This is a genomic window from Kribbella antibiotica (genome assembly GCF_004349055.1).
In the GTDB taxonomy this organism is placed as follows: Bacteria; Actinomycetota; Actinomycetes; order Propionibacteriales; family Kribbellaceae; genus Kribbella; species Kribbella antibiotica.
In genome coordinates, this window is the sequence record NZ_SMKX01000084.1 from 1 (window position 1) to 18,792 (window position 18,792).

The 18,792-nt window shown below is 67.7% G+C and carries 21 protein-coding genes and 1 tRNA gene; 6 read left to right on the plus strand and 16 right to left on the minus strand.

Features of this window, described 5'->3' with window-relative positions; genetic code table 11:
- Nucleotides 1–366: 366 nt before the first annotated feature.
- Nucleotides 367–1,227: an aminoglycoside phosphotransferase family protein gene (locus E1263_RS25390; RefSeq protein ID WP_132171632.1), complete on the plus strand. Its 861-nt coding sequence runs from the start codon at nucleotides 367–369 to the stop codon at nucleotides 1,225–1,227.
- On the opposite strand, the gene E1263_RS25395 is transcribed toward E1263_RS25390, so the two are convergent.
- A complete protein-coding gene (locus E1263_RS25395) occupies nucleotides 1,224–2,642 on the minus strand; it encodes an alpha/beta hydrolase (protein WP_132171634.1) in 1,419 nt (472 codons plus the stop codon). The two genes, E1263_RS25390 and E1263_RS25395, sit on opposite strands and share 4 nt — an antisense overlap.
- A 66-nt stretch (nucleotides 2,643–2,708) precedes the next feature.
- Nucleotides 2,709–3,071, minus strand: coding sequence for a nuclear transport factor 2 family protein (locus tag E1263_RS25400; RefSeq protein ID WP_132171636.1), 363 nt, complete (start codon nucleotides 3,069–3,071; stop codon nucleotides 2,709–2,711).
- A gap of 110 nt (nucleotides 3,072–3,181) precedes the next feature.
- Between E1263_RS25400 and E1263_RS25405 the strand changes: the two genes are divergently transcribed.
- A complete protein-coding gene (locus E1263_RS25405; RefSeq protein ID WP_132171638.1) occupies nucleotides 3,182–3,964 on the plus strand; it encodes a helix-turn-helix domain-containing protein in 783 nt (260 codons plus the stop codon).
- A 142-nt stretch (nucleotides 3,965–4,106) separates the two neighbouring features.
- On the opposite strand, the gene E1263_RS44100 is transcribed toward E1263_RS25405, so the two are convergent.
- Together E1263_RS44100 and E1263_RS25415 are read right to left on the minus strand one after the other, a co-directional pair.
- Nucleotides 4,107–5,096, minus strand: a complete 990-nt coding sequence (locus E1263_RS44100) for a hypothetical protein (protein ID WP_132171640.1) — start codon at nucleotides 5,094–5,096, stop codon at nucleotides 4,107–4,109.
- Nucleotides 5,096–5,611: a SigE family RNA polymerase sigma factor gene (locus E1263_RS25415; RefSeq protein ID WP_132171642.1), complete on the minus strand. Its 516-nt coding sequence runs from the start codon at nucleotides 5,609–5,611 to the stop codon at nucleotides 5,096–5,098. Before E1263_RS25415 ends, E1263_RS44100 begins: the two co-directional genes overlap by 1 nt.
- Nucleotides 5,612–5,718: 107 nt before the next feature.
- Between E1263_RS25415 and E1263_RS25420 the strand changes: the two genes are divergently transcribed.
- Nucleotides 5,719–6,798, plus strand: a complete 1,080-nt coding sequence (locus tag E1263_RS25420; protein ID WP_132171644.1) for a hypothetical protein — start codon at nucleotides 5,719–5,721, stop codon at nucleotides 6,796–6,798.
- Between the two features lie 47 nt (nucleotides 6,799–6,845).
- Here the strand turns inward: E1263_RS25420 and E1263_RS25425 are convergent, their stop codons facing one another.
- The 5 genes from E1263_RS25425 to E1263_RS25445 form a co-directional block, all read right to left on the minus strand.
- The gene (locus E1263_RS25425; protein WP_132171646.1) at nucleotides 6,846–7,325 is read right to left on the minus strand and encodes a hypothetical protein; all 480 of its coding nucleotides are present in this window, start codon (nucleotides 7,323–7,325) and stop codon (nucleotides 6,846–6,848) included.
- A gap of 84 nt (nucleotides 7,326–7,409) precedes the next feature.
- Nucleotides 7,410–7,877: a hypothetical protein gene (locus E1263_RS25430; protein ID WP_132171648.1), complete on the minus strand. Its 468-nt coding sequence runs from the start codon at nucleotides 7,875–7,877 to the stop codon at nucleotides 7,410–7,412.
- The gene (locus tag E1263_RS25435; protein WP_132171650.1) at nucleotides 7,874–8,398 is read right to left on the minus strand and encodes a SigE family RNA polymerase sigma factor; all 525 of its coding nucleotides are present in this window, start codon (nucleotides 8,396–8,398) and stop codon (nucleotides 7,874–7,876) included. The genes E1263_RS25430 and E1263_RS25435 overlap by 4 nt, the downstream gene beginning before the upstream one ends.
- A gap of 1,011 nt (nucleotides 8,399–9,409) precedes the next feature.
- Nucleotides 9,410–10,732, minus strand: coding sequence for a GGDEF domain-containing protein (locus E1263_RS25440; RefSeq protein WP_132171652.1), 1,323 nt, complete (start codon nucleotides 10,730–10,732; stop codon nucleotides 9,410–9,412).
- A 251-nt stretch (nucleotides 10,733–10,983) separates the two neighbouring features.
- On the minus strand, nucleotides 10,984–12,537 hold the full coding sequence (locus E1263_RS25445; RefSeq protein WP_132171654.1) for a helicase HerA-like domain-containing protein: 1,554 nt from the start codon (nucleotides 12,535–12,537) through the stop codon (nucleotides 10,984–10,986).
- Between the two features lie 137 nt (nucleotides 12,538–12,674).
- Between E1263_RS25445 and E1263_RS25450 the strand changes: the two genes are divergently transcribed.
- Both E1263_RS25450 and E1263_RS25455 read left to right on the plus strand, forming a co-directional pair.
- Nucleotides 12,675–12,968 carry a type II toxin-antitoxin system VapB family antitoxin gene (locus tag E1263_RS25450; protein WP_132171656.1) on the plus strand — a complete coding sequence of 98 codons (294 nt, stop codon included), beginning with the start codon at nucleotides 12,675–12,677 and terminating at the stop codon, nucleotides 12,966–12,968.
- Nucleotides 12,969–12,973: 5 nt separating this feature from the next.
- The gene (locus E1263_RS25455; RefSeq protein ID WP_132171658.1) at nucleotides 12,974–13,537 is read left to right on the plus strand and encodes a LytR C-terminal domain-containing protein; all 564 of its coding nucleotides are present in this window, start codon (nucleotides 12,974–12,976) and stop codon (nucleotides 13,535–13,537) included.
- On the opposite strand, the gene E1263_RS25460 is transcribed toward E1263_RS25455, so the two are convergent.
- The 6 genes from E1263_RS25460 to E1263_RS25485 form a co-directional block, all read right to left on the minus strand.
- A complete protein-coding gene (locus E1263_RS25460) occupies nucleotides 13,538–14,023 on the minus strand; it encodes a hypothetical protein (protein WP_132171660.1) in 486 nt (161 codons plus the stop codon).
- Between the two features lie 40 nt (nucleotides 14,024–14,063).
- The gene (locus E1263_RS25465) at nucleotides 14,064–15,575 is read right to left on the minus strand and encodes a potassium/proton antiporter (RefSeq protein WP_132171662.1); all 1,512 of its coding nucleotides are present in this window, start codon (nucleotides 15,573–15,575) and stop codon (nucleotides 14,064–14,066) included.
- 100 nt (nucleotides 15,576–15,675) lie between these two features.
- Nucleotides 15,676–15,763: transfer RNA gene (locus E1263_RS25470), tRNA-Ser, on the minus strand.
- Nucleotides 15,764–15,776: 13 nt separating this feature from the next.
- On the minus strand, nucleotides 15,777–16,205 hold the full coding sequence (locus E1263_RS25475) for a nucleoside deaminase (protein WP_132171664.1): 429 nt from the start codon (nucleotides 16,203–16,205) through the stop codon (nucleotides 15,777–15,779).
- 31 nt (nucleotides 16,206–16,236) lie between these two features.
- Nucleotides 16,237–16,761 (minus strand): tRNA adenosine deaminase-associated protein, encoded by a 525-nt coding sequence (locus tag E1263_RS25480; RefSeq protein ID WP_132171666.1) that lies wholly within the window; start codon nucleotides 16,759–16,761, stop codon nucleotides 16,237–16,239.
- Between the two features lie 103 nt (nucleotides 16,762–16,864).
- Nucleotides 16,865–17,059 carry a hypothetical protein gene (locus E1263_RS25485; RefSeq protein WP_202869047.1) on the minus strand — a complete coding sequence of 65 codons (195 nt, stop codon included), beginning with the start codon at nucleotides 17,057–17,059 and terminating at the stop codon, nucleotides 16,865–16,867.
- A 104-nt stretch (nucleotides 17,060–17,163) separates the two neighbouring features.
- Between E1263_RS25485 and upp the strand changes: the two genes are divergently transcribed.
- Nucleotides 17,164–17,805, plus strand: a complete 642-nt coding sequence (upp, locus tag E1263_RS25490) for a uracil phosphoribosyltransferase (RefSeq protein ID WP_132171670.1) — start codon at nucleotides 17,164–17,166, stop codon at nucleotides 17,803–17,805.
- Between the two features lie 15 nt (nucleotides 17,806–17,820).
- Here upp and E1263_RS25495 read toward each other — a convergent pair whose 3' ends face one another.
- A complete protein-coding gene (locus tag E1263_RS25495) occupies nucleotides 17,821–18,783 on the minus strand; it encodes a phage baseplate protein (RefSeq protein ID WP_132171672.1) in 963 nt (320 codons plus the stop codon).
- Nucleotides 18,784–18,792: the final 9 nt, after the last annotated feature.

Sequence of the window (18,792 nt, forward strand, 5' to 3'; positions counted from 1 at the left end):
CGAAGGCCTGTCAAAGAAAGACATCATCCGCTGCCTCAAACGCCTCATCGCCCGCGAGATCTACTACGTCCTACGCCAACCAAACCCCAAGCCAACCGCTGCTTGACATCCATAGGAGCATCCAACTTGCGCTGCATCGTCGGCCGCACGCTCAGCCCGCACCCGAAAACCCCCACCGCCCCCACTTGGTGAGTGGCGCAGCTCCGCCCGCCACACAGCTAGCTGACGCCTGAGGGGTCAACCCCCGAGCTGGTGGGTTGCACCGCCGGATTCTTCGGGGCCAACCAACAACCCCAGGGGTTGACCCCTGAAACGTCTGCGGAAAAGGGTTGGGCTGGGTCGGCGCTCGGGACCTAGGCTCCACGGATGATCGAGGTGCCGGACGGGTTCCGGGAGATGTCGCGGTGGTGGAGCGACGGCGCCACGTGGATGGACGCGCTTCCAGGGTTGGTGGCTGCGCAGTGCGCGACCTGGAATCTTCAGGTCGACGGCCCACTCGCCTGGGGCTCGCATGCGCTGGTGATCCCTGTGACTCGTGGCAGCGACCAGTTCGTCCTCCGGATGAACCGGCCCGGTCCCGAGGTCGACGCGTTGGCCGATGCACTCCGCTGGTGGGACGGCCGCGGGATGGTCTACCTGTACGACGTCGATGCCGCCGCCGGGGCGATGCTCCTCGAACGGCTCACCACCCCGCTCGCCACCCGCCCGCTCGATGAGGCGATGGCGGTTCTCGGCCAGGTGATGCGGCGACTCGCCGTACCGCCGAAGCCGGAGGCTCGCTCCACCGGCGAGATCGTGCGGCAGCGGTTGATCGAGCTGGAGCAGCGGTGGGAGGAGGGGGAACGCCCGTTCGACGTCGCCTTCCTGCGGATGGCGCTCGAGATCGGGCCGCGGTTGGTCGAGCCGGCGAGCGACCTCTCGGTCAACGGGGATCTGCATGTTCACCAAGTCCTGGCCGGCGCCCGCGAGCCATGGATCACGGTCGATCCCCTGCTGTACCGGGGAGACATCGAGTACGACCTCGGCCGCGTCCTCTGGATGCAACTCGACGAGATGACCGAGATTCCCCCGTACTTCGAGATCGTTGTCCAAGAGGCGGGCCTGGTGCGTGACCGGGCCCGCGACTGGGCTGTGTTCCGCGCGGTGTCCTACTGGTCGTGGGGCCTTGCCAACGGACTGACCGAGGACCCCGTGCGCTGCGAGCGGTTGCTCAAAGCGCTGCTTTAGCGGCAGGCGTTCTTGGCGGGCAGCGTGCCCTTCAGGAAGTACGCCGTGATGTTGGTGCGGGCGCATTCGGAGTTGAGGTACGCCGTGTGTCCGTGCGCCTGCGCGATGAACAGGTGACTGTTGTCGATCTGGCGAGCCAGGCCGCGGGCCCCTGAGACCGGCGTGGACGGGTCGTTCGACGAGGACGCGATCAGGATCGGCGGTACGCCGTGCACAGGCGTGCGCTGCCACGGGTTGCTCGGCGGGATCGGCCAGCCGGAGCACGCGGCCGCCATCACCCAGCCTTCGACCGCAGCACCGACGCGCGGGGCGACGGCTTTGGCGAGAGCCATCCGGGCGCGAGCGTCGGCGTACCCTCTGAGTTCGCCGGGCAGGTCCATGCAGGAGACGGCTGCATACGCGGTCTCGGGGTAGCCGATGTAGCTGGTACCGAATCCGGAGCCATCGCCCTTGGCGGCAGCGGCGAGTGCACCGGCGAGCCCGGTCCAGTCGGCGCCGAACGCTTCGAGTCGCGGAAGCAACGACGGCAGTGCCATCCGCATGACGTCACCGGTGACCGGGCCGTTCGGGCTGGTCAGCGGGGTCTTGTCGGCCTTGGCGACCGTCTTGTCCCACAAAGCTCCGACATCCTGGCCGTGCAGAACACAGGCCGCGTCCGAGGCGCACCAATCGATGAACGCGTTGAACTCGCTCTCCATCGACTTGGCCTCCTCCAGCATGAAGCGGGTCGAGCCCTGCGAGTGGTCGACGATCCCGTCGAGCAGCATCCGGTCGACGCGCTGCGGGAACATCTGCGCGTAGATCGTGCCCAGGAACGACCCGTACGACATCCCGAAGAAGCTGATCTTGCGCTCCCCCAACGCAGCCCGGATCGCATCGATGTCGCGCGCCGCGGTCCGGGTGTCCAGGTTCCGCATCAGCTCACCGTGCTGCTTCAGGCACTGCTCGCCGGTCTTCCGGCTCGATGCGACCATGGCGTCGTACTGCGCCTTGGTCTTCGGGAAGACCGGTACGCCGGGCCGCAGTACCGGACCGCAGTTCAGCTGACTGCTCGCCCCCGTACCGCGGGGGTCGAAGCTGACCAGGTCATAGGTGTCCCGCAGCGGCCCGAGAAACGCATCGGCCAGCCCGGCCTCGAAGATCGACCCACCGGCACCACCTGGGCCGCCCGGGTTGAAGACGAGCGACCCGCGCTTGTGCGCCTGGTCCTTGGCCGGCACCCGAACCACGAAGATATTCGTGGTCGGCCCCGACGGTTTCGCCCAGTTCAGCGGCACCTTCAGCGTCGCGCACTGCTCAACCGCCCCCGGCTTGCACTCTTTCCACGTCAGCCCGGCCGCAGCCGCCGTACCCGCCGGGACCAGCCCGGCGAGCAGTACCCCTGTCCCCAACACCCCACTCAGCTGTTTCCACATGCTCAGCAACCTACGACGCGGCGGGGCCTCGCGGCCTCCGCCGAACGACTATCAGCAATCCATCGATCAGTGCTCCGGGGCGAAGTCGTGGAAGCCGATCAGGTGGGTGATGCGTCCGTCGGCGTCGACGCGGACGATGTCGGTGCCGCCGGCGACCGGCTCCTGACCCTCGGCCTTGAGGTGCCAGGTCCAGCGGCGGTAGATGTGATGGTCGTCGATCTCACCGACTCGGACGAAGGACAGGCCGGGGAACATCTGCTGGGCGGCGCCCATCAACTTGTTGAGCTCGTCGTACCCGTGGGTCTCGAAGCTCGGGTCGACGAAGGTCGAGGTCTCGGCCCAGGTCGCGGCGATCAGTTCGGCCCGGCGGTCGGCGTCGGGCTCGTTCCAGGTCGCGAAGTACTGGTCGGCGAGGTGCTGTGTGGTCATGGTGTCCTCCTGGTCGGTTCGGATAGCCAGAACCTTGCCGTGGCTTCGGCGGCCGGTCGATGACGTCAGAGGTAATGGCAATGTCTACGCCGCCGACTACCGTCAGGGGCATGACAGAGACGTTCCAGCGCCCGGTCGGCGAGCTCCTCCGCGGCTGGCGCGAGCATCGGCGGCTGAGTCAGCTCGATCTCGCGAACCGGGTCGAGGTGTCGACGCGGCACGTGAGTTTCGTCGAGACCGGTCGGTCGCAGCCGAGCCGGGAGATGGTGCTGCGGCTGGCCGAGCATCTCGACGTACCGCTGCGGGACCGCAACCAGTTGTTGCTGGCCGGTGGATACGCGCCGGTTTACAGCGAGTCATCGCTGCATTCGCCGGCCATGCTGGCGGTCCGGAGCACGCTGCGCCGGCTGCTCGAAGCGCATCAGCCGTATCCGGCACTGGTCGTCGACCGCTGGTGGAACATCGTCGAGGCGAACGCCGGGATCAAGATCTTCACCACCGACGTCGACGAAAAGTTGCTCAAGGCACCGATCAACGCCCTCCGGCTGACCTTGCACCCGGACGGCCTGGCCGGCCGCATCGTCAACCTGGCCGAGGTTCGCGCGGCCGCTCTCTCGAGTCTGCAACGCCAGATCACCAGCACCGCCGACCCCGAACTCCGGGATCTGTACGACGAGTTCCGCGGCTACGCGACCGACGATCGGCCGGTGCAGCCCGGGCCGGCGGAGGTCGTCGTACCGATCGAGCTCATGTATGAAGGTCAGCGGCTGTCGTTGCTGACGATGATCGCGACCTTCGGCACACCGCTCGACATCACCGTCTCCGAGTTGATGATCGAGTCGTTCTATCCGGCCAACGAAGAAACGGCCGAGGTGCTCCGCGAGCTGGCATGACAACGGCCCCGCTCCGGCAGCGGGGGGAGGATGCCGGAGCGGGGCCGCTCGGTGGCGCCGGGCCTGCGCGGGCCCGGCGGTAATGGTGGTCACCGGTGAGGAGGAGGCTCCGCCCGCCGCCTGCTCACCGGTGACCGAATCCCTACCGGCCTGAGGAGGGGTGGCCGGTCGGGAAGGTGGTCGGGAAGCTCGGCGTCGGAACGCTGGGCTTCGCGGTCGGGAACGAGGGCTTGGTCGTCGGGAACGACGGCTGACCCTTCGGGTGCTGGCCCGGCTCGACCGTGACCTTGACGCCGCCGGAGACCTTGACAGTCGGTACGGCGGGCTTCGGCGCGTTCGGCTTCGGCGCGGGAACCGACGGCTTGCCCGGCTTCCCCGGCAGGGAAGGAGCAGTGGTCGGTACGCCGTGCACGCAGTCCGGCAGCGTGGTCGGGAGCTTGCCAGGCAGCGAAGGCTTCGCCGTCGGCAGGTTCGGCTTGCTCGGAAGCGACGGCTTGGCCGTCGGGACCGAGGGCTTGGGGAGATTCGGCTTACCGGGCAACGACGGCTTCGTTGTCGGCAGTGTCGGCTTGCCCGGCAGGGACGGCTTCGTCGTCGGGAAGGACGGCGTACCGCCCGGGAACGACGGCTTGGTCGTCGGGAAGCTCGGCTTCGTGGTCGGGAAGCTGGGCTTCGTTGTCGGCAGTGTCGGCTTGGCCGTCGGGATCGTCGGCTTGCCCGGAACCTGCACCGGCACCGAAGGCTTGCCCGGCAGGTTCGGCTTGGTGGTCGGAACCGCCGGCGGCTGGTTCGGGTCGATCGTCTTCACGACCGAAACCGTTGCTACCGGCAACTTCGGCTGCCCCGGCTTGCTGGGCAGGCAGCTCGGGTCGACCGACGGCGTCTCGATCGGCGCCACCACCGGCGGCTTCGGCGCCCCGGCGAACAGGTTCTTCACCGGAACCGGAGCCGGACCGCCCACGGCAGCAGACACCGTGGCCACTGTCCCGGCCAGCGCGGTCACACCGGCCGCGGCCAGTCCACGCCGTGCCCATGCAAGCCGCTTGCTGCGACGCATCAGGTCTCCGGCATTGGGAGCAAACGGCTCCACGTCGTACTCGAGAGCGCTGCGTACCCGCTGCTCGTCACTCATCAGTTTCCTCCACTTACGCTGTCGATCAGGTCGGGTGCCAGACGCAACTTGGCCAGCGCCCGGGAGGCCGTCGACTTCACGGTTCCGGGGGCCATGCCCAGCAGCTCGGCTGTCTCGGCCTCGGAGAGATCCTGCGAGTAGCGCAGCGCGACGACGGCTCTCTCCCGAACAGTCAGACCAGCCAAAGCCGAGAGCACGGCCTCTCTGGTCTGCACCTGCTGGGCGAAGTCCGCTACCGCTCGCTGGTCCCAATCGTTCTCAACCGGATCACTGGGTACTTCGTTGTTCCAGCGCCGGCGGGCCTGGGTGAGGAACCGGTTGACCAGCACCCGCCGGACATAGCGCAGTTGATCGCCGTCCAGCTTGTGCCATTTCGGATACGACCTCATCAACGCCTGCTGCACCAGGTCCTCGGCGTTGTGCCGATCGCCGCAGAGCATCTCCGCGAAACGGAGCAGCGGGGTTGACTGGGTCTGCACGAAGCGCTCGAAATCGGCGTCCGCGGTCCGGGTCATCGAATCTCCTCAGCCTCTGTCACATGAGTCCAAACCCTTTGAGTGATCGACTAGGTTCTGTTCTGTCACAGAATTCTTTTTTTGGCACCGCTCGGAGGTCCTGCGAGATGCGTATCACCCGAACAACCAAGCTCGCAGCCTGTCTCGTCGCCGGTCTCACCCTTGGGACGCTCGCGCTCCCGAGCTCAGCCGCGAGCAACCCCAGTTCGAGGACTACCCGGTACGACGGCCTCACCGAACTGGCGCCGGTCCACTTCACTGCACCGACCTCAGCGGTCGTTGCCAACTACAACCTCAGTACGCCGGCCGATGTCGACGTACGGGCCTGGGTCAACAACCGTTGGTCGGAGTGGACTCCGGCGGTCGCAGGCATGCGGACCGTGCTGCCCGGCGCGAGCGACCAGGTGCAGCTGCGGGTCATCTTCAGCGGCGCCAAGCCCTCGATCTCCGACGTCAGCGTGCAGCCGACCGACAAGGTCGCGGTCAGCCCGATGACCGTCCAGGCAGCGCCACTCAAGTCGCGCGTCTTCGCCACTCGCGAGGGCCTGGTCGGCGGTACGACGGCCAACGGGCACGTGATTGCCAGCCGTGACCACTTCGTCGCGCTGCCGTCTCGGCGTGGCCTGGCGAGCAACGGCTCCGGCAACTACACCGTCAAGGTCTGTACGGCGTCGCGGTGCGCGTTCGAGCCGGTCTGGGATGTCGGCCCGTGGAACATCAAGGACGACTACTGGAACCCGAGCGCAACCCGCGAGACGTTCAACGACCTGCCGCAGGGAAAGCCTGAGGCGCAGGCGGCGTACCAGGACGGCTACAACGGCGGGAAGGACGGCTCCGGCCGGAAGGTCGCGAACCCGGCCGGGATCGACCTCGCCGACGGCGTCTTCTGGGACGCGCTCAAGCTGTCGGACAACGGCTTCGTCGACGCGACCTACCTGTGGACAGGTGACGGCGGCCGCGGCACGGTCTCGATCACGTCGGGCTACCTGAACCTTCGCAGTACGGCGAACTCCAGCGGCGCGGTCGTCGGCATGGCCGGCAAGTCGGCGCAGGTGACGGTCGAGTGCCAGACCACCGGGCAGAGCGTCACCGGTTCGCAGGGCACCAGCAATGTCTGGCTACGCGTTCACACCGGCATGTACGTCGCAAAGGCGTGGGTGTCGGCCGATACTTTCGGCGCCTGCTGACTTAGTGAGAGGCCGGGTGGATCACCCGGCCCCTCACGTGTTCGTGCCTACTTACCCGGCGACTGGCTCGGAGTCCTGGTCGGCGTCGGGTACGGCGGCCTCGACGGGGTCGCCGTCGGTGTCGGCTCCGGCCACCTGCTCGGGGAGGTGGTCGGCGTCGGGTACGGCGCCCTGGACGGCGTTGCCGTCGGCGTCGGCTCGGGCCGCTTGGTCGGCGGCCGCGGCGCGTCGGACGGAGTCGCGTTGCTCGGCATCGGCGCCTTCGTCGGAGTCCGCGGCGGCTCGCCCGGGCTCGGCGTCGCCGTCGGCGGCATCGGCGCGTCGCTCGGGACTTGGCTCGGGGTCTCCGTCGGCGGCGTCGGCGCGTCGCTCGGAACCACACTCGGGGTCGGCGACGGCGTACCGCCATCTCCGCCACCACTGCGTGCCATTGCCGTCCCGCCAACCGCGATCAGCACCGCCACTGCCGCGGCGACGCCGCCCAGCACGATCCGGGTCGTCCGCCGCTTCCGGCCTACTTCAGTCATTAGTTGCCCTCCGCCACCACTTCGCCGTTCGGTCAGGCTGAAGGACGCGACCTGGTGGCGAAAAGGTTCTGCTCGGCCAGGAACTCAGTTCCGGGTCGGCGGCTCGGGCGCCTTGCTCGGCGTGTTCGTCGGCGTACCAAACGGTGTGTTCGTCGGCGTGGGCAGCCCCGGGCTATCTGGCGGTGTCCGGGGTGTGTCGGTCGGCGTCCTGCTCGGAGTCGGAACGCCGCCCGGAGTCGGGTCTCCACCCGGCGGCGTACTCGCCGTCCGGCTGGGGGTCGGCTCCTTGAGCGGCGGCGTACTCGGGGTGTGCGGCGTCTGGCTAGGCGTGATCACGGGCCCAGGACCGGCAGGTTGCGGCGTACTGGCAGGCCCCTGCCCCAGCACGAATCCCGCCGCAGCCACCGCGACCACAGCCACCGAGGCGGACGCGACCGCGAAACTGCGGATCGTACGACGCTTCCGCGCTCCCGCAATCACCCGCGACGGATCCAGCGGCGCGATGCTGCCGTCCGGGGCCAGCACAGCCCGCAGCTCGTCCTCGGTGTTCATCGCGCCACCCCACTCAATTCCGGTACCGCGCGCAGCTTGTCGAGGGCCCGCGCATTCGCACTCTTCACCGTGCCCAGCGCAATCCCGAGCACCGCAGCCGTCTCCCGCTCCGTCAAATCCTCGACATACCGCAGTACGACGATCGCCCGCTCCCGCCGGCTCAACGTTTCCAGCGCCGCCCCGACCGACACGCGCCCCTCGACCTCGCCGGTCCGATCCGCCACCGGGTTGTCCAGGAACAGCAGATCCAACTCAGCGGCAGCCCCACTCGGCCGCTCCCGCCACGGCCTACGCCGTACCCAGGAAAGATGCTGGTTGACTACGGCCTGCCGCACATACGCGAACGGATCCGCCAACTCGATCCGCTCCCAGCGCAGATAGGCCTTCTCGAGAGCGCCCTGCACCAGGTCCTCCGCGAGCCCCGGATCACCACACAACATCCGGGCAAAGTGCACCAACCGCCCAGATCTGGCCAGCACAAACGCCGTGAAGTCGTCGTCACGACTTCCCGAGCTCACCATTCACTCTCCATCCGTCACTCCTGAGGACGCGGTGGAGTCGTGAAAGGTTCTGCTTCGTCGCAAACTTTCTTTGGCGGTATGGCGGGGGGGGTGACCGCGCGCTCCGATGCGGCCGAGCTCGCTGCGTGTGGTTGCTCGCCGCTGCGGCCGATTTACAGTGCGAGGGTGGCCCGGCCCGGCGCGTGGCTGAGGGGGATGGCGAGGCTGGCGACTGCGTGCACGCCGTCTGAGGTGCTCGCTGTGGTTGCGGTCGGTAGCGAGGATGCCTGGAAAGTGACCCTCCGCGGTGGTGAAAGACGCCAGCAAGGAGGCGTGGGGTCCTGCCGTGCCCGGCTGACCCTCGGGCGCCGCGCTGGTTGCCTCTTTTCGTCGCGGCGCTGTCCACTTGTCGGGGGTCTGTGGGCTTGGTGGTGGGCGTGAACAAGTAACTACCTGTCCCAGCCCACCACTTCTTGTTCAAGCCCCCGGCTGTTGGCCCGGCCACGCCACGCCAGCCGCGCCGACCGTCACTACGCGTGAGTTTTTCGGCGTATAGACCCGAAAAAGTCACGCGTAGCGCGAAACGGCAGGCGGATACGCCGGTGAAACTCCCCAGCGCCCGATGCGTCAGGTATCCGGGCGCGCTGGGGAGCGAAACTGACCTGGAATGACCGGTAAAGCTCCCCAGCCCCACCCACCAGCCCACCCGGAGATCTGGGTGGAACGTTTTGTGCAAATGGCGACATGAAGTTTCCACCCGGCGCCGCTTTTCCACCTCAGCCATAGCGGGCACCTCAAGCAGCGGTCACGCGATCGCCGACCTCGCCAGTACCTCAACCACCCGCCGGGCCCAGCCAAGCTCTTTATGTAACGCGGCCGCCGCGGCGACCAGCCACAAGCAATGTGTCCGGCTTGTCCGGTGCGGCGGCCAGCCATCCCCGCCGTACCGACCCAGAACGCGCCTTTGTGGAACGCCAAGGCCACTCCGTGCCCACGAGAGACCACCAAGGCGCGAAAGAGCCAGCGGATCGGCTAGGCGCGATCGGCGGGAGGTGCGGCGGCGCTCACCGGCTGGGGTTTCGGGGCGCTGATGTTCCCGAGGTCAGCGGCGAGGCGGACGCGGTTACGGCCGGCGGCTTTGGCGGCGTACATGGCTCGGTCGGCCTGGAGCAGGAGGTCGTCGACGGTGATGCCTTCGGCGGGGTAGACGGCGACGCCGATCGAGACGGTGAGCTGGAAGTCGTCCGGGTCGAGGTCGGGGCAGTCGAGGACGCCGGCGCACATGGCGGCGAGGGGGCTGTCGGCTACGGCTTGGCGGAGGCGGTCGGCGGTGACGGTGGCTTCGTCGATGCCGGTGTCGGGGAGGGCGATCACGAACTCCTCGCCGCCGAAGCGGCCGATCACGTCTTTGGCGCGGATCGCGCTGCGCAGGATGGTGGCGACGGCGCGGAGGGCTTCGTCGCCGACGAGGTGGCCGTGGCGGTCGTTGACCTGCTTGAAGTGGTCGATGTCGATCAGCAGGACGGACATCTGCTCGCGCTGGGTCCGTGTACGGCGCAGCATCTCTTCGGTCTGCCGGCGCCAGAAGTCGACGCGGGTCAGGCTGGTCTTCGGGTCGGTCTGCGCCTCGGACTCGAGTTGGCCGAGGAGCAGCGCGCGTTGTGCGGTCAGCGTGATCGGGATCGCCACGAACGCGAACCACGGACTGATCAGGCAAGCGCCGGCCAGCAAACAGCCGAACATCGCGGCCGTCACGTCGATGCACAGGTCGTCGAATCCGCCGACCGTCTCCTGTCGCGTGCTGCCCGGGATGATCAGCGAGATGGCCAGGCCGCACAACAGGGTGTCGGTCACGACGAACGTGACAGCGGTCGCCACCATCGCGGCGACCAGGGCGAGCTCACCGCCGCCGAACAGATCGCGCGCCGACTGGAAGACGGCGTGCGCGGCACCGACGGCCAGCACGTGGACTGCGGTCGAGAAGGCCCACCGGTACGGGATGCACTTGCCGGCGCGGATCCGCCACCAGATGCGGAGCAGCACGACGACCAGGATCGCCATCGCCGGATGCAGGATGATGGCGGCCGCGATCATCCAGGCCGGGGCGAGGTCCTTGTGCAGCGCGCCACCACGGCGGCGCCGGTTCTCCACCCGACGGGCGCCCTCGACCGCGATCAGGGCCGAGACGGTCAACGCGGCCACCACATCGAGGCCGTGCCAGCTCGGCAACTCGGTATAGGCCTGAACGCCGTACCCGATGGCGCCGAAGTCGACGAGCACGACAACAACGAACGCCGGGACCGTCAAAGTCCAGAGCGCCCATTTCCGTACTGATCGCCTACTCTGCGCAACCATCACCCCCACGGTACGGCGTGTGAGCGCCTGGTCCCAATCCGCGACGGAGCGGCCCGGATGACAATGTGGAAACGATGATCAGGGCCGGCCGATTCAGTCGTTTGATCAATCATCAAACGCCAAAAACCTTTATATCGTTCGGTTTTTGGCGGACCCCTGGGTCTCGAAAAGGTTTCCGGGCTCACCCGCGCAGGACCGCAGGATCGGCGGCCGGGTCCGCTCAGCGGACCCGGCGCGTCGGGTAAGAGTGATTACCGGCGGCGACGAGCGGCGCCGAACAGCCCGCGGACGATCTCCCGGCCCGCGGTCCGCGCGAACTGCTTGAAGGCCGACGAACCGATGACCTGCTCGACCATCGACTTCTCCGGCTTCGGCGCCCGGCCGCGCGGCGCCGGCTGCTCCTGCGGCTGTTGCTGCTGCTTGGCCTGCTCCTCGGCCTGGGCCTGCTCGGCGCCGGCCTGAACCTTCTTCGCGAGGATCTCGTACGCCGATTCCCGGTCGAGCACCTGTGCGTACTTGGCGTTGTTCGCGGAAGCCGCCACCGCAGCGGTCATCTGATCCGCAGCAGCCGGCGCCATCAGCGACAGCGGCGCCCGGAGCCGGGTCCACGCGACCGGGGTCGGCGCGCCCTTCTCGTTCATCACGGTCACGATCGCCTCGCCGATGCCGAGCTGGGTCAGCACTTCACCGAGGTCGTACGCCGAGTTCGGGAAGGTCGAGACCGTCGCCTTCAACGCCTTGGCGTCGTTCGGGGTGTGCGCCCGCAGTTGGTGCTGAACCCGTGAACCGAGCTGGGCGAGAACGTCGTCCGGCACGTCCTTCGGGGTCTGGGTGACGAAGAAGACGCCGACACCCTTCGACCGGATCAGCCGGACGGTCTGCGCGATCGAGTCCAGGAACGCCTTCGAGGCGTCGTTGAACAGCAGGTGCGCCTCGTCGAAGAAGAAGACCAGCTTCGGCTTGTCCGCGTCGCCGACCTCGGGCAGGTCGTGGAACAGGTCGGCCAGCAGCCACATCAGGAAGGTCGAGAACAGCGCCGGCCGGTCCTGCAGGTTCGGCAGTTCGAGCAGCGAGATGACGCCCTTGCCGTCGCGCACCTGGAGCAGGTCGGCGGTGTCGAACTCCGGCTCCCCGAAGAACGCCTCGGCACCCTGGTCGGCGAACCCGATCAGCGCGCGCAGGATGACGCCCGCGGTCGCCGCGGACAGCCCGCCGAGGTCCTTCAGGTCGGCCTTGCCCTCGTCGCTGGCGAGGTGCGTGATGACCGCACGCAGGTCCTTGATGTCGAGAAGCGTCAGACCCTGCTTGTCGGCGTAGTGGAAGATCAGCCCCAGCGAGGACTCCTGGACGTCGTTCAGCCCAAGCACCTTGGACAGCAGTACCGGCCCGAACGACGTGACGGTCGCCCGGATCGGGATACCGGTGCCCTGGCCGCCGAGTGCGTAGAACTCGGTCGGGAAGCCGGTCGCGACCCATTCCTGACCGATCGTCTTGGTCCGGGCCAGCAGCTTGTCGTTGCTCGCACCCGGCTGCGAGATCCCGGACAGGTCACCCTTGATGTCAGCGGCGAACACCGCAACACCCGCGGCCGACAACTGCTCGGCCATCAGCTGCAGCGTCTTCGTCTTACCGGTACCGGTCGCGCCGGCCACCAGGCCGTGCCGGTTCACCATCGACAACGGGATCCGCACCGCCGCCTCCGGCTTCGGCTCGCCGTCGACCAACAGCGCCCCGAGCTCGATCGCCGCCCCCTCGAACGCATACCCCTGCTTGACGGTCTCCACGACGTCGCCTGTCTCAGCCATGGCGGCAGCCTATTACCTCAAGATCTACAACCTGGGTATGACGTGTTTCTCCTCCAAAAGGTTGAGTCTTGGTTCTGGACTGTTCCGGTGACGTTTATGACCTCTCAGAAGACCTCGGACACCGCTAGACTCCGGGAGTGATCTTCAAGCGTGTCGGGGAGGAAAAGCCGTACCCGGAGCACGGGCTCAAGCCGAAGGACTGGTCGACGCTGCCACCACGGCAGGTGCGGCTGGATCAGTTGGTGACGACGAAGGGCACGCTCGACCTGGCCGCGTTGCTCGACGAGGACTCGACGTTCTACGGCGACCTGTTCGCCCACGTCGTCGAATGGAGGGGTGAGATGTTCCTCGAGGACGGTTTGCACCGCGCACTGCGAGCGGCACTGCAGCAGCGCTTGGTTCTGCACGCCCGGGTTCTGGTCGTGGACTGATCACGATGACCGCCCTTTACCCCCAGCCCCGTCCGCAGCTGCGGATCCACTGGCGCACGCCCATCACCATGGTGATCCTGCTGATGGTCCTGGTCGGCGGCGCCTGGTGGGGCTGGAACTCGCTGAGTAACAGCAGCGCCGGCCCGACCTGCGTCGAGCAGCAGCTGGAGAACAACCGCCTGGTGCCCAAGCAGGTCTCGGTGAACGTCTACAACGGCGGCGCCAAAGGCGGTACGGCGGCCGCTGTCGCCGACCTGCTGAAGAAGCGCGGCTTCCACGTCGCCAAGATCGCCAACGAGCCGAACGGCAACAAGGTCGACACCCTCGAGGTCCGCGGCCACGCCGCCGACTCCCCCGAGCTCCAGCTAGTCGCCGGCCAAACAGCCCAGAAGCCCGTCCCCGTCGCCGACGGCCGCGACAGCCACACCGTCGACCTCGTCGTCGGCACCAAGTACACCAAGCTCAACGCAAAGGGTCTGGCGTCGATCGGCGTACCGGCCGGCAGCTCCGTCTGCCTCCCGACGATCTACACCCCCCAGCCCGTCCCCAAGGGGCAAAACCCGAACTGATCAGTCGGTCGTAGGCGGCCTCGGCACAGGGCCGAAGTCGCCGCGTTCTGGTGAGGTCAGGATGGCGAGGAGCTCGGGATCCGCGTAGATCTCCGCGGTGTTCCGCCACTGAGTAATCAGCGTCAATACGGGCGCAGATACTCGCAGTTCAGCGCTCGCATCCAACATGTCCACCAGTTCCTGGGCGAACTCGTCCCGGGCTCTTGGCGGAAGAAACGCGCTCCACGGGAAGACCTGCGGCAACATCTCGAGCACAAGCCGAGAACGCGTTTCCGGGTTGCCCATGACGGCTCGCAGCACGCGAACTGTCAGGACGAGGATCTGGTGGTTCTCCGACGTCTGCGCGACCGTGGTGAGCACGAGGTCGTCCTCAGCGCCTCGGCGACGGACGAGGAGTGCCTGGCGGCGCGTCGACTTGAGCTTCTCGACCGTCTCGACGGGACGCTGCAGCAGGTCGGAGAACGTAACTTCCAGCAGATCCGCCATAGTTCAAAGGTAGTTCAGTGGAAGGCTCCGCTGCTAACCGTCAGTGGTTTTCGCGGCCTCGTTCGCCGAACCAGCCGGCTAGGCGGCCGGCTCGGGAGACGGCTCGGAGGCGGCGGGCGGTGGCGTCGCGGACTGCGCTGGGGGTGACGATCAGGAGCGAGTCACCGGCGCGCAGCACGGTTCGGCGCTCGGGGACGAAGGATTCGTCGCTGCGGATGATCAGGGAGACCGAGACGCCGGCGGGGAGGCGGAGTTCGCCGACCTCGACGCCGGCCATCCGGGATTCGCTGGGGACGTGGACCTGGAGCATGTCGGCGCCGAGGGATTCCAGAGGGGCGACGTCGATCTCGACCTCGAAGGCGGCGTTCTCGTCGAGGACGCCGAGTTTGCGGGCCAGCCAGGGCAGGGAGGGGCCTTGGAGGAGGGTGAAGAGGAGGACCAGGACGAAGACGATGTCGAAGATCCGGGTGGCCTGGGGGACCTGTTCGGCGAGTGGGATGGTGGCCAGGACGATCGGTACGGCGCCGCGCAGCCCGGCCCACGAGATGAACGCCTGCTCCTGCCAAGGCACTTTGAACGGAGTCGCCGACACGACGACAGCGAGCAGCCGGCCGACGACCGTGACGGCGATACCGATGACGAGCGCGATCATGACGTCGTTCAGGCCGATCCGGCCCGGTGACGCGAGCAGGCCGAGCATGACGAACAGGCCGATCTGTGCCAGCCAGGCCAGGCCGTCGACGAAGGAGCGGGTCGCCATCCGGTGCGGAAGCTCCGCCCTTCCGAGGACCAGCGAGGTCACGTAGACGGCGGCGAACCCCGAGACGTGGAGCAGGACGGTGCCACCGGCGTACGAGATGATCGCGACCGAGACGACAGCGAGCGGATACAGCCCGGCGGAGCCGAGGGCGACCCGGCGGATCAGCTTGACGGCGACCCAGCCGATCGCGAACCCGAACAGCGCGCCGACCACCAGCTCGTAGGCGACCAGGCCGGTGAAGTACAGCCAGCCGTGCTCACTCGTGGCGCCCGTGCTGACCAGGGTGACCAGCAGGACGGTCGGAGCGTCATTCAGACCGGACTCAGCCTCCAGAGCACCCCGCAACCGCGGTCTGATCGGCACTCGGCGCAGTACGGAGAAGACAGCGGCCGCATCTGTCGGCGAGGTCACCGCCCCGATCAGTACGGCGATCTGCCAGTCGAGCCCGAGCACGTAGTGCGCGATGCAGGCCACGACGCTGACGCTGATCGCCACCCCGACCGTGGCCAGCACAAGCCCGAGCGGCATCACCGGCCGGACTTCGTTCCACCGCGTGGTCAGACCGCCCTCTGTGAGGATGATCACCAGCGCCGCGAACCCGAGCGCATGCGCGATCTGGGCGTCCTCGAAGTGGATGTGCCCCGGCCCGGACTCGCCGAGCAGCAGACCCATCCCGAGATAGATGAGCAGCGACGGCAACCCGAGGCGCCCGGACAGGCGGACAGCGACCACCGCAACCAGCAGAACGACGGCTCCGCCCAGCAGGATCTGGTCGAGCTCATCCACGTTCACGGTGGGGCCCCTCTCGTCGAGGTTCGGTCCCGAGCATCAGTCATCTAGAGAAACGAGGACCCTGACGCATCACACAGCATCAGGGTCCTCGGTCTTGCAGCGGTGGCGGAGGGATTTGAACCCTCGGATGGGGGGTACCCATCACGCGCTTTCGAGGCGCGCTCCTTCGGCCGCTCGGACACGCCACCGCCGCAGAGGCTATCAAGACCTGTGCCCGGAAAAGAAATCGCGGAGCCGCGCACCGGCCTCATCGGCCATCACACCGCCGAAGACTTGGGGCCGATGGTTGAGCCGGCGGTCCCTGACCACGTCCCACAACGACCCGACGGCACCCGCTTTTTCGTCGTACGCGCCGAAGATCAGCCGCTCGATCCGGGCCAGCACGATCGCGCCCGCACACATCGTGCAGGGCTCCAGCGTGACGACGAGCGTGCAGCCGGTCAGCCGCCACTCGCCCACCTGCGCGGCGGCCGCGCGCAACGCCAGCACCTCGGCGTGCGCGGTCGGGTCGCCGGTGGTCTCACGCTCGTTGTGTCCGCGCCCGATGATCTCGCCGTCGGGATCGAGTACAAGCGCACCGATCGGTACGTCGGGCAGCGCGAACTCGGCCTCGTCCAGGGCCACCGCCATCAGCCGGGACCATTCGCGCTGCAGTGCTGGACTAACCAATGGCTTCGATCGCCTCGTGGAACTGGTTGCCGAACCCGAGGACGTCGGCGATCTCCTCGAGCATCTCCTCCGGATAGAGGTCGACGTCGTCGCAGAGCGCGCCGAGATCCATCGCGGTCATCCCCAGATCGGCGACGATCGCCAGGTCACCGGCGGGGACCTGCTCGTCGTCGTCATCGGCCAGCGGAATGTCCAGCTCGTCGACGACCTGCTTGGCCAGCGGCCACTCGGTCGCCGCGGTCACGTCGGAGATCAGGTACTGAGCCCGGCCGTTGACGAGCCGGATCAGGATGAAGAAGTCCTCGTCGACCGAGATCATCCCCAGTACGCCGGCCTCCCCGGGGTACCGGCGCAGTCCCAACAGCACCGCCGCCAGGTCGGGCTCCCCGCGGAGGACCAGCGGAGTGACGGTCCACACGCCGTCCTCGGTGTAGGCGGCTACCGCGAAATCGAGATCGGGGTCGTCGGAATCGAGATCGAGATCGGTGGCTACTGGTCCTGCTGTGGCGTCGGACACTCGTTCATGGTCGCAGAGTCAGAAGTCCGGTGCGAGACATATCTGGTGAAGCCCGGTCGCCCAGGCCATCACGATTGCATCTCGAACACCCGTTTGAGCCTCTTCAGTGGTGGTACGTCGCTCGCCGCATCGCCTCGCGGAGCAGGCGCCGCCGGGCGCGGCGGGGGGCTATCCGGTCCCGGAGGGCCTTGGCTTCCTCGAGCTCCCGCAGGAACTCGGCCCGCCGATGCAGCCGATCGAGATCGCGGCGCGGCACCACCAAGCGCGGACGGGGCTGATCGGGCTGGTCCTCGGTCATCGGCACTCCCCTGGGGCGAAGGCAGGGCACAAACCAATGCACTTTCGATGCTAAGTCAGCCGGAAGTTTCGCGGGAGGAATCGCCGACGGTAGCGTTCCGGGTTATGCAGATCCTTGTCGTGGACCACCCGCTCGTTGCTCACAAGCTGACCACGTTGCGGGACGAGGCCACGGACTCGCCCACGTTCCGGCGGCTGACCGAAGAGCTCGTCACGCTGCTCGCCTACGAGGCGACTCGGGATGTGCGGACCGGGCCGACCACCGTGCAGACGCCGGTCGCCGCGGCCGAGGGTGTGAAACTCACCTCGCCGAAGCCGCTCGTCGTACCGATCCTGCGTGCCGGGCTGGGCATGCTCGAGGGGATGACGCGGCTGCTGCCGACCGCCGAGGTCGGGTTCCTCGGGATGATCCGCAACGAGGAGACGCTGGACGCCTCGACGTACGCCGAGCGGCTGCCGGAGGACCTGTCCGGCCGCCAGTGCTACGTCCTGGACCCGATGCTGGCGACCGGTGGCACGCTCGCTGCCGCGATCCAGTTCCTGGTCGACCGCGGTGCCGACCACATCACCGCGATCTGCCTCCTCGCCGCCCCCGAAGGCGTCGAGCGCATCGAACGCGAGCTCGACCACCTCAACATCCCCTGCACCTTGGTGGTCGCCGCCATGGACTCCCACCTCAACGAGAAGGGCTACATCGTCCCCGGCCTGGGCGACGCCGGTGATCGCCTGTACGGCGTCGCCCAGTAGCCAGCGCAGTAGTCGCTAGACCAACGTGTTGCGGTAGAAGAGGTTGGCCCGGCGGTCGCCGGAGACGCCGGAGGCGAAGCCGAAGTAGAGGCGAGCGGTGCCGTCGGTGGAGCCGTAGACCGCCATGCCTTCGGCTTCGCGGTAGGTGAGGCTCTTCCCGGCCAGCGTCAGGAACGAGTCGACGAGGGTGCCGGCGTTGATGTCGTAGCACCAGAGCTTCGAGTTCGCCTTGGTCTCGTCGGGTGCGCCGGGGTAGGCCTCGCCTTCCCAGAAGTACGCGTACGACCCGTAGAGCGCCCAGCCCTGGAAGTCGATATCCGACGTCAGCGCCGGCTGCTTGAACGACGCCAGCACTGTCGAGAAGTTCCCGGTCCGCGCGGCCGCGAGCGAGTACACGTTGATGTACATCCCACCCGGCCGGGCGTGCCGGATCCCCACCTGGCCGAACCGCTGGTCGACGGCCGGGGTGTACACACTCCCGCCCGATACCGGCTTCCACTTGGTCACCGCAGCCGAGGTCAGCGTCTTCCCGTTCTGCCATGGGAAGCGCGTGATCGACCGGCCGCGCCCGTTCGTGGTGTCCGCATCGGTCTCAGTCCAGATGTACGACGTACTCCCGACGGCCTCGGCACCGATCGAGACCGCGTGACCGAAGCCGGTCAGGTACATGTGCCCGAGCACGTTCCCCGCGAAGTCGAGCTGGCTGAGCGTCAGGTCACCGCTGAACTCACCGGTGCCGGATCGCAGTTGGCCGGTGAAGAGCCGGTTGTTCGGGGTGTCGAAGGCGAACGACTGCATGACAGTCGGTCCCCACAACGGCTTGCTGCGGAAGAACTCGTTGGTCGTCGCGCTCATCTTGAAGCGCTTGGAGGCGGGCAGGTCAAGGCTCCGGGCGGAGGCGGTGGGAACACCCAGGGCACCGGCAGCAAGAACTGCGCCGGCCCCCGTCAGCAACCCACGGCGGGAAATATTGTCCATACCGCACAG

Coding starts and splice junctions, on each gene's coding strand:
- E1263_RS25415 (WP_132171642.1), bottom strand. CDS start 5,611: ATGACCCGGACCGCGGACGCCGATTTCGAGCGCTTCGTGCAGACCCAG.
- E1263_RS25475 (WP_132171664.1), bottom strand. CDS start 16,205: ATGGCGGTGGCCCTGGACGAGGCCGAGTTCGCGCTGCCCGACGTACCG.
- E1263_RS25445 (WP_132171654.1), bottom strand. CDS start 12,537: ATGGCTGAGACAGGCGACGTCGTGGAGACCGTCAAGCAGGGGTATGCG.
- E1263_RS44100 (WP_132171640.1), bottom strand. CDS start 5,096: ATGAGTGACGAGCAGCGGGTACGCAGCGCTCTCGAGTACGACGTGGAG.
- E1263_RS25425 (WP_132171646.1), bottom strand. CDS start 7,325: ATGACTGAAGTAGGCCGGAAGCGGCGGACGACCCGGATCGTGCTGGGC.
- E1263_RS25435 (WP_132171650.1), bottom strand. CDS start 8,398: ATGGTGAGCTCGGGAAGTCGTGACGACGACTTCACGGCGTTTGTGCTG.
- E1263_RS25405 (WP_132171638.1), top strand. CDS start 3,182: ATGACAGAGACGTTCCAGCGCCCGGTCGGCGAGCTCCTCCGCGGCTGG.
- E1263_RS25440 (WP_132171652.1), bottom strand. CDS start 10,732: ATGGTTGCGCAGAGTAGGCGATCAGTACGGAAATGGGCGCTCTGGACT.
- E1263_RS25390 (WP_132171632.1), top strand. CDS start 367: ATGATCGAGGTGCCGGACGGGTTCCGGGAGATGTCGCGGTGGTGGAGC.
- upp (WP_132171670.1), top strand. CDS start 17,164: ATGCAGATCCTTGTCGTGGACCACCCGCTCGTTGCTCACAAGCTGACC.
- E1263_RS25495 (WP_132171672.1), bottom strand. CDS start 18,783: ATGGACAATATTTCCCGCCGTGGGTTGCTGACGGGGGCCGGCGCAGTT.
- E1263_RS25460 (WP_132171660.1), bottom strand. CDS start 14,023: ATGGCGGATCTGCTGGAAGTTACGTTCTCCGACCTGCTGCAGCGTCCC.
- E1263_RS25430 (WP_132171648.1), bottom strand. CDS start 7,877: ATGAACACCGAGGACGAGCTGCGGGCTGTGCTGGCCCCGGACGGCAGC.
- E1263_RS25455 (WP_132171658.1), top strand. CDS start 12,974: ATGACCGCCCTTTACCCCCAGCCCCGTCCGCAGCTGCGGATCCACTGG.
- E1263_RS25420 (WP_132171644.1), top strand. CDS start 5,719: ATGCGTATCACCCGAACAACCAAGCTCGCAGCCTGTCTCGTCGCCGGT.
- E1263_RS25395 (WP_132171634.1), bottom strand. CDS start 2,642: ATGTGGAAACAGCTGAGTGGGGTGTTGGGGACAGGGGTACTGCTCGCC.
- E1263_RS25485 (WP_202869047.1), bottom strand. CDS start 17,059: ATGACCGAGGACCAGCCCGATCAGCCCCGTCCGCGCTTGGTGGTGCCG.
- E1263_RS25400 (WP_132171636.1), bottom strand. CDS start 3,071: ATGACCACACAGCACCTCGCCGACCAGTACTTCGCGACCTGGAACGAG.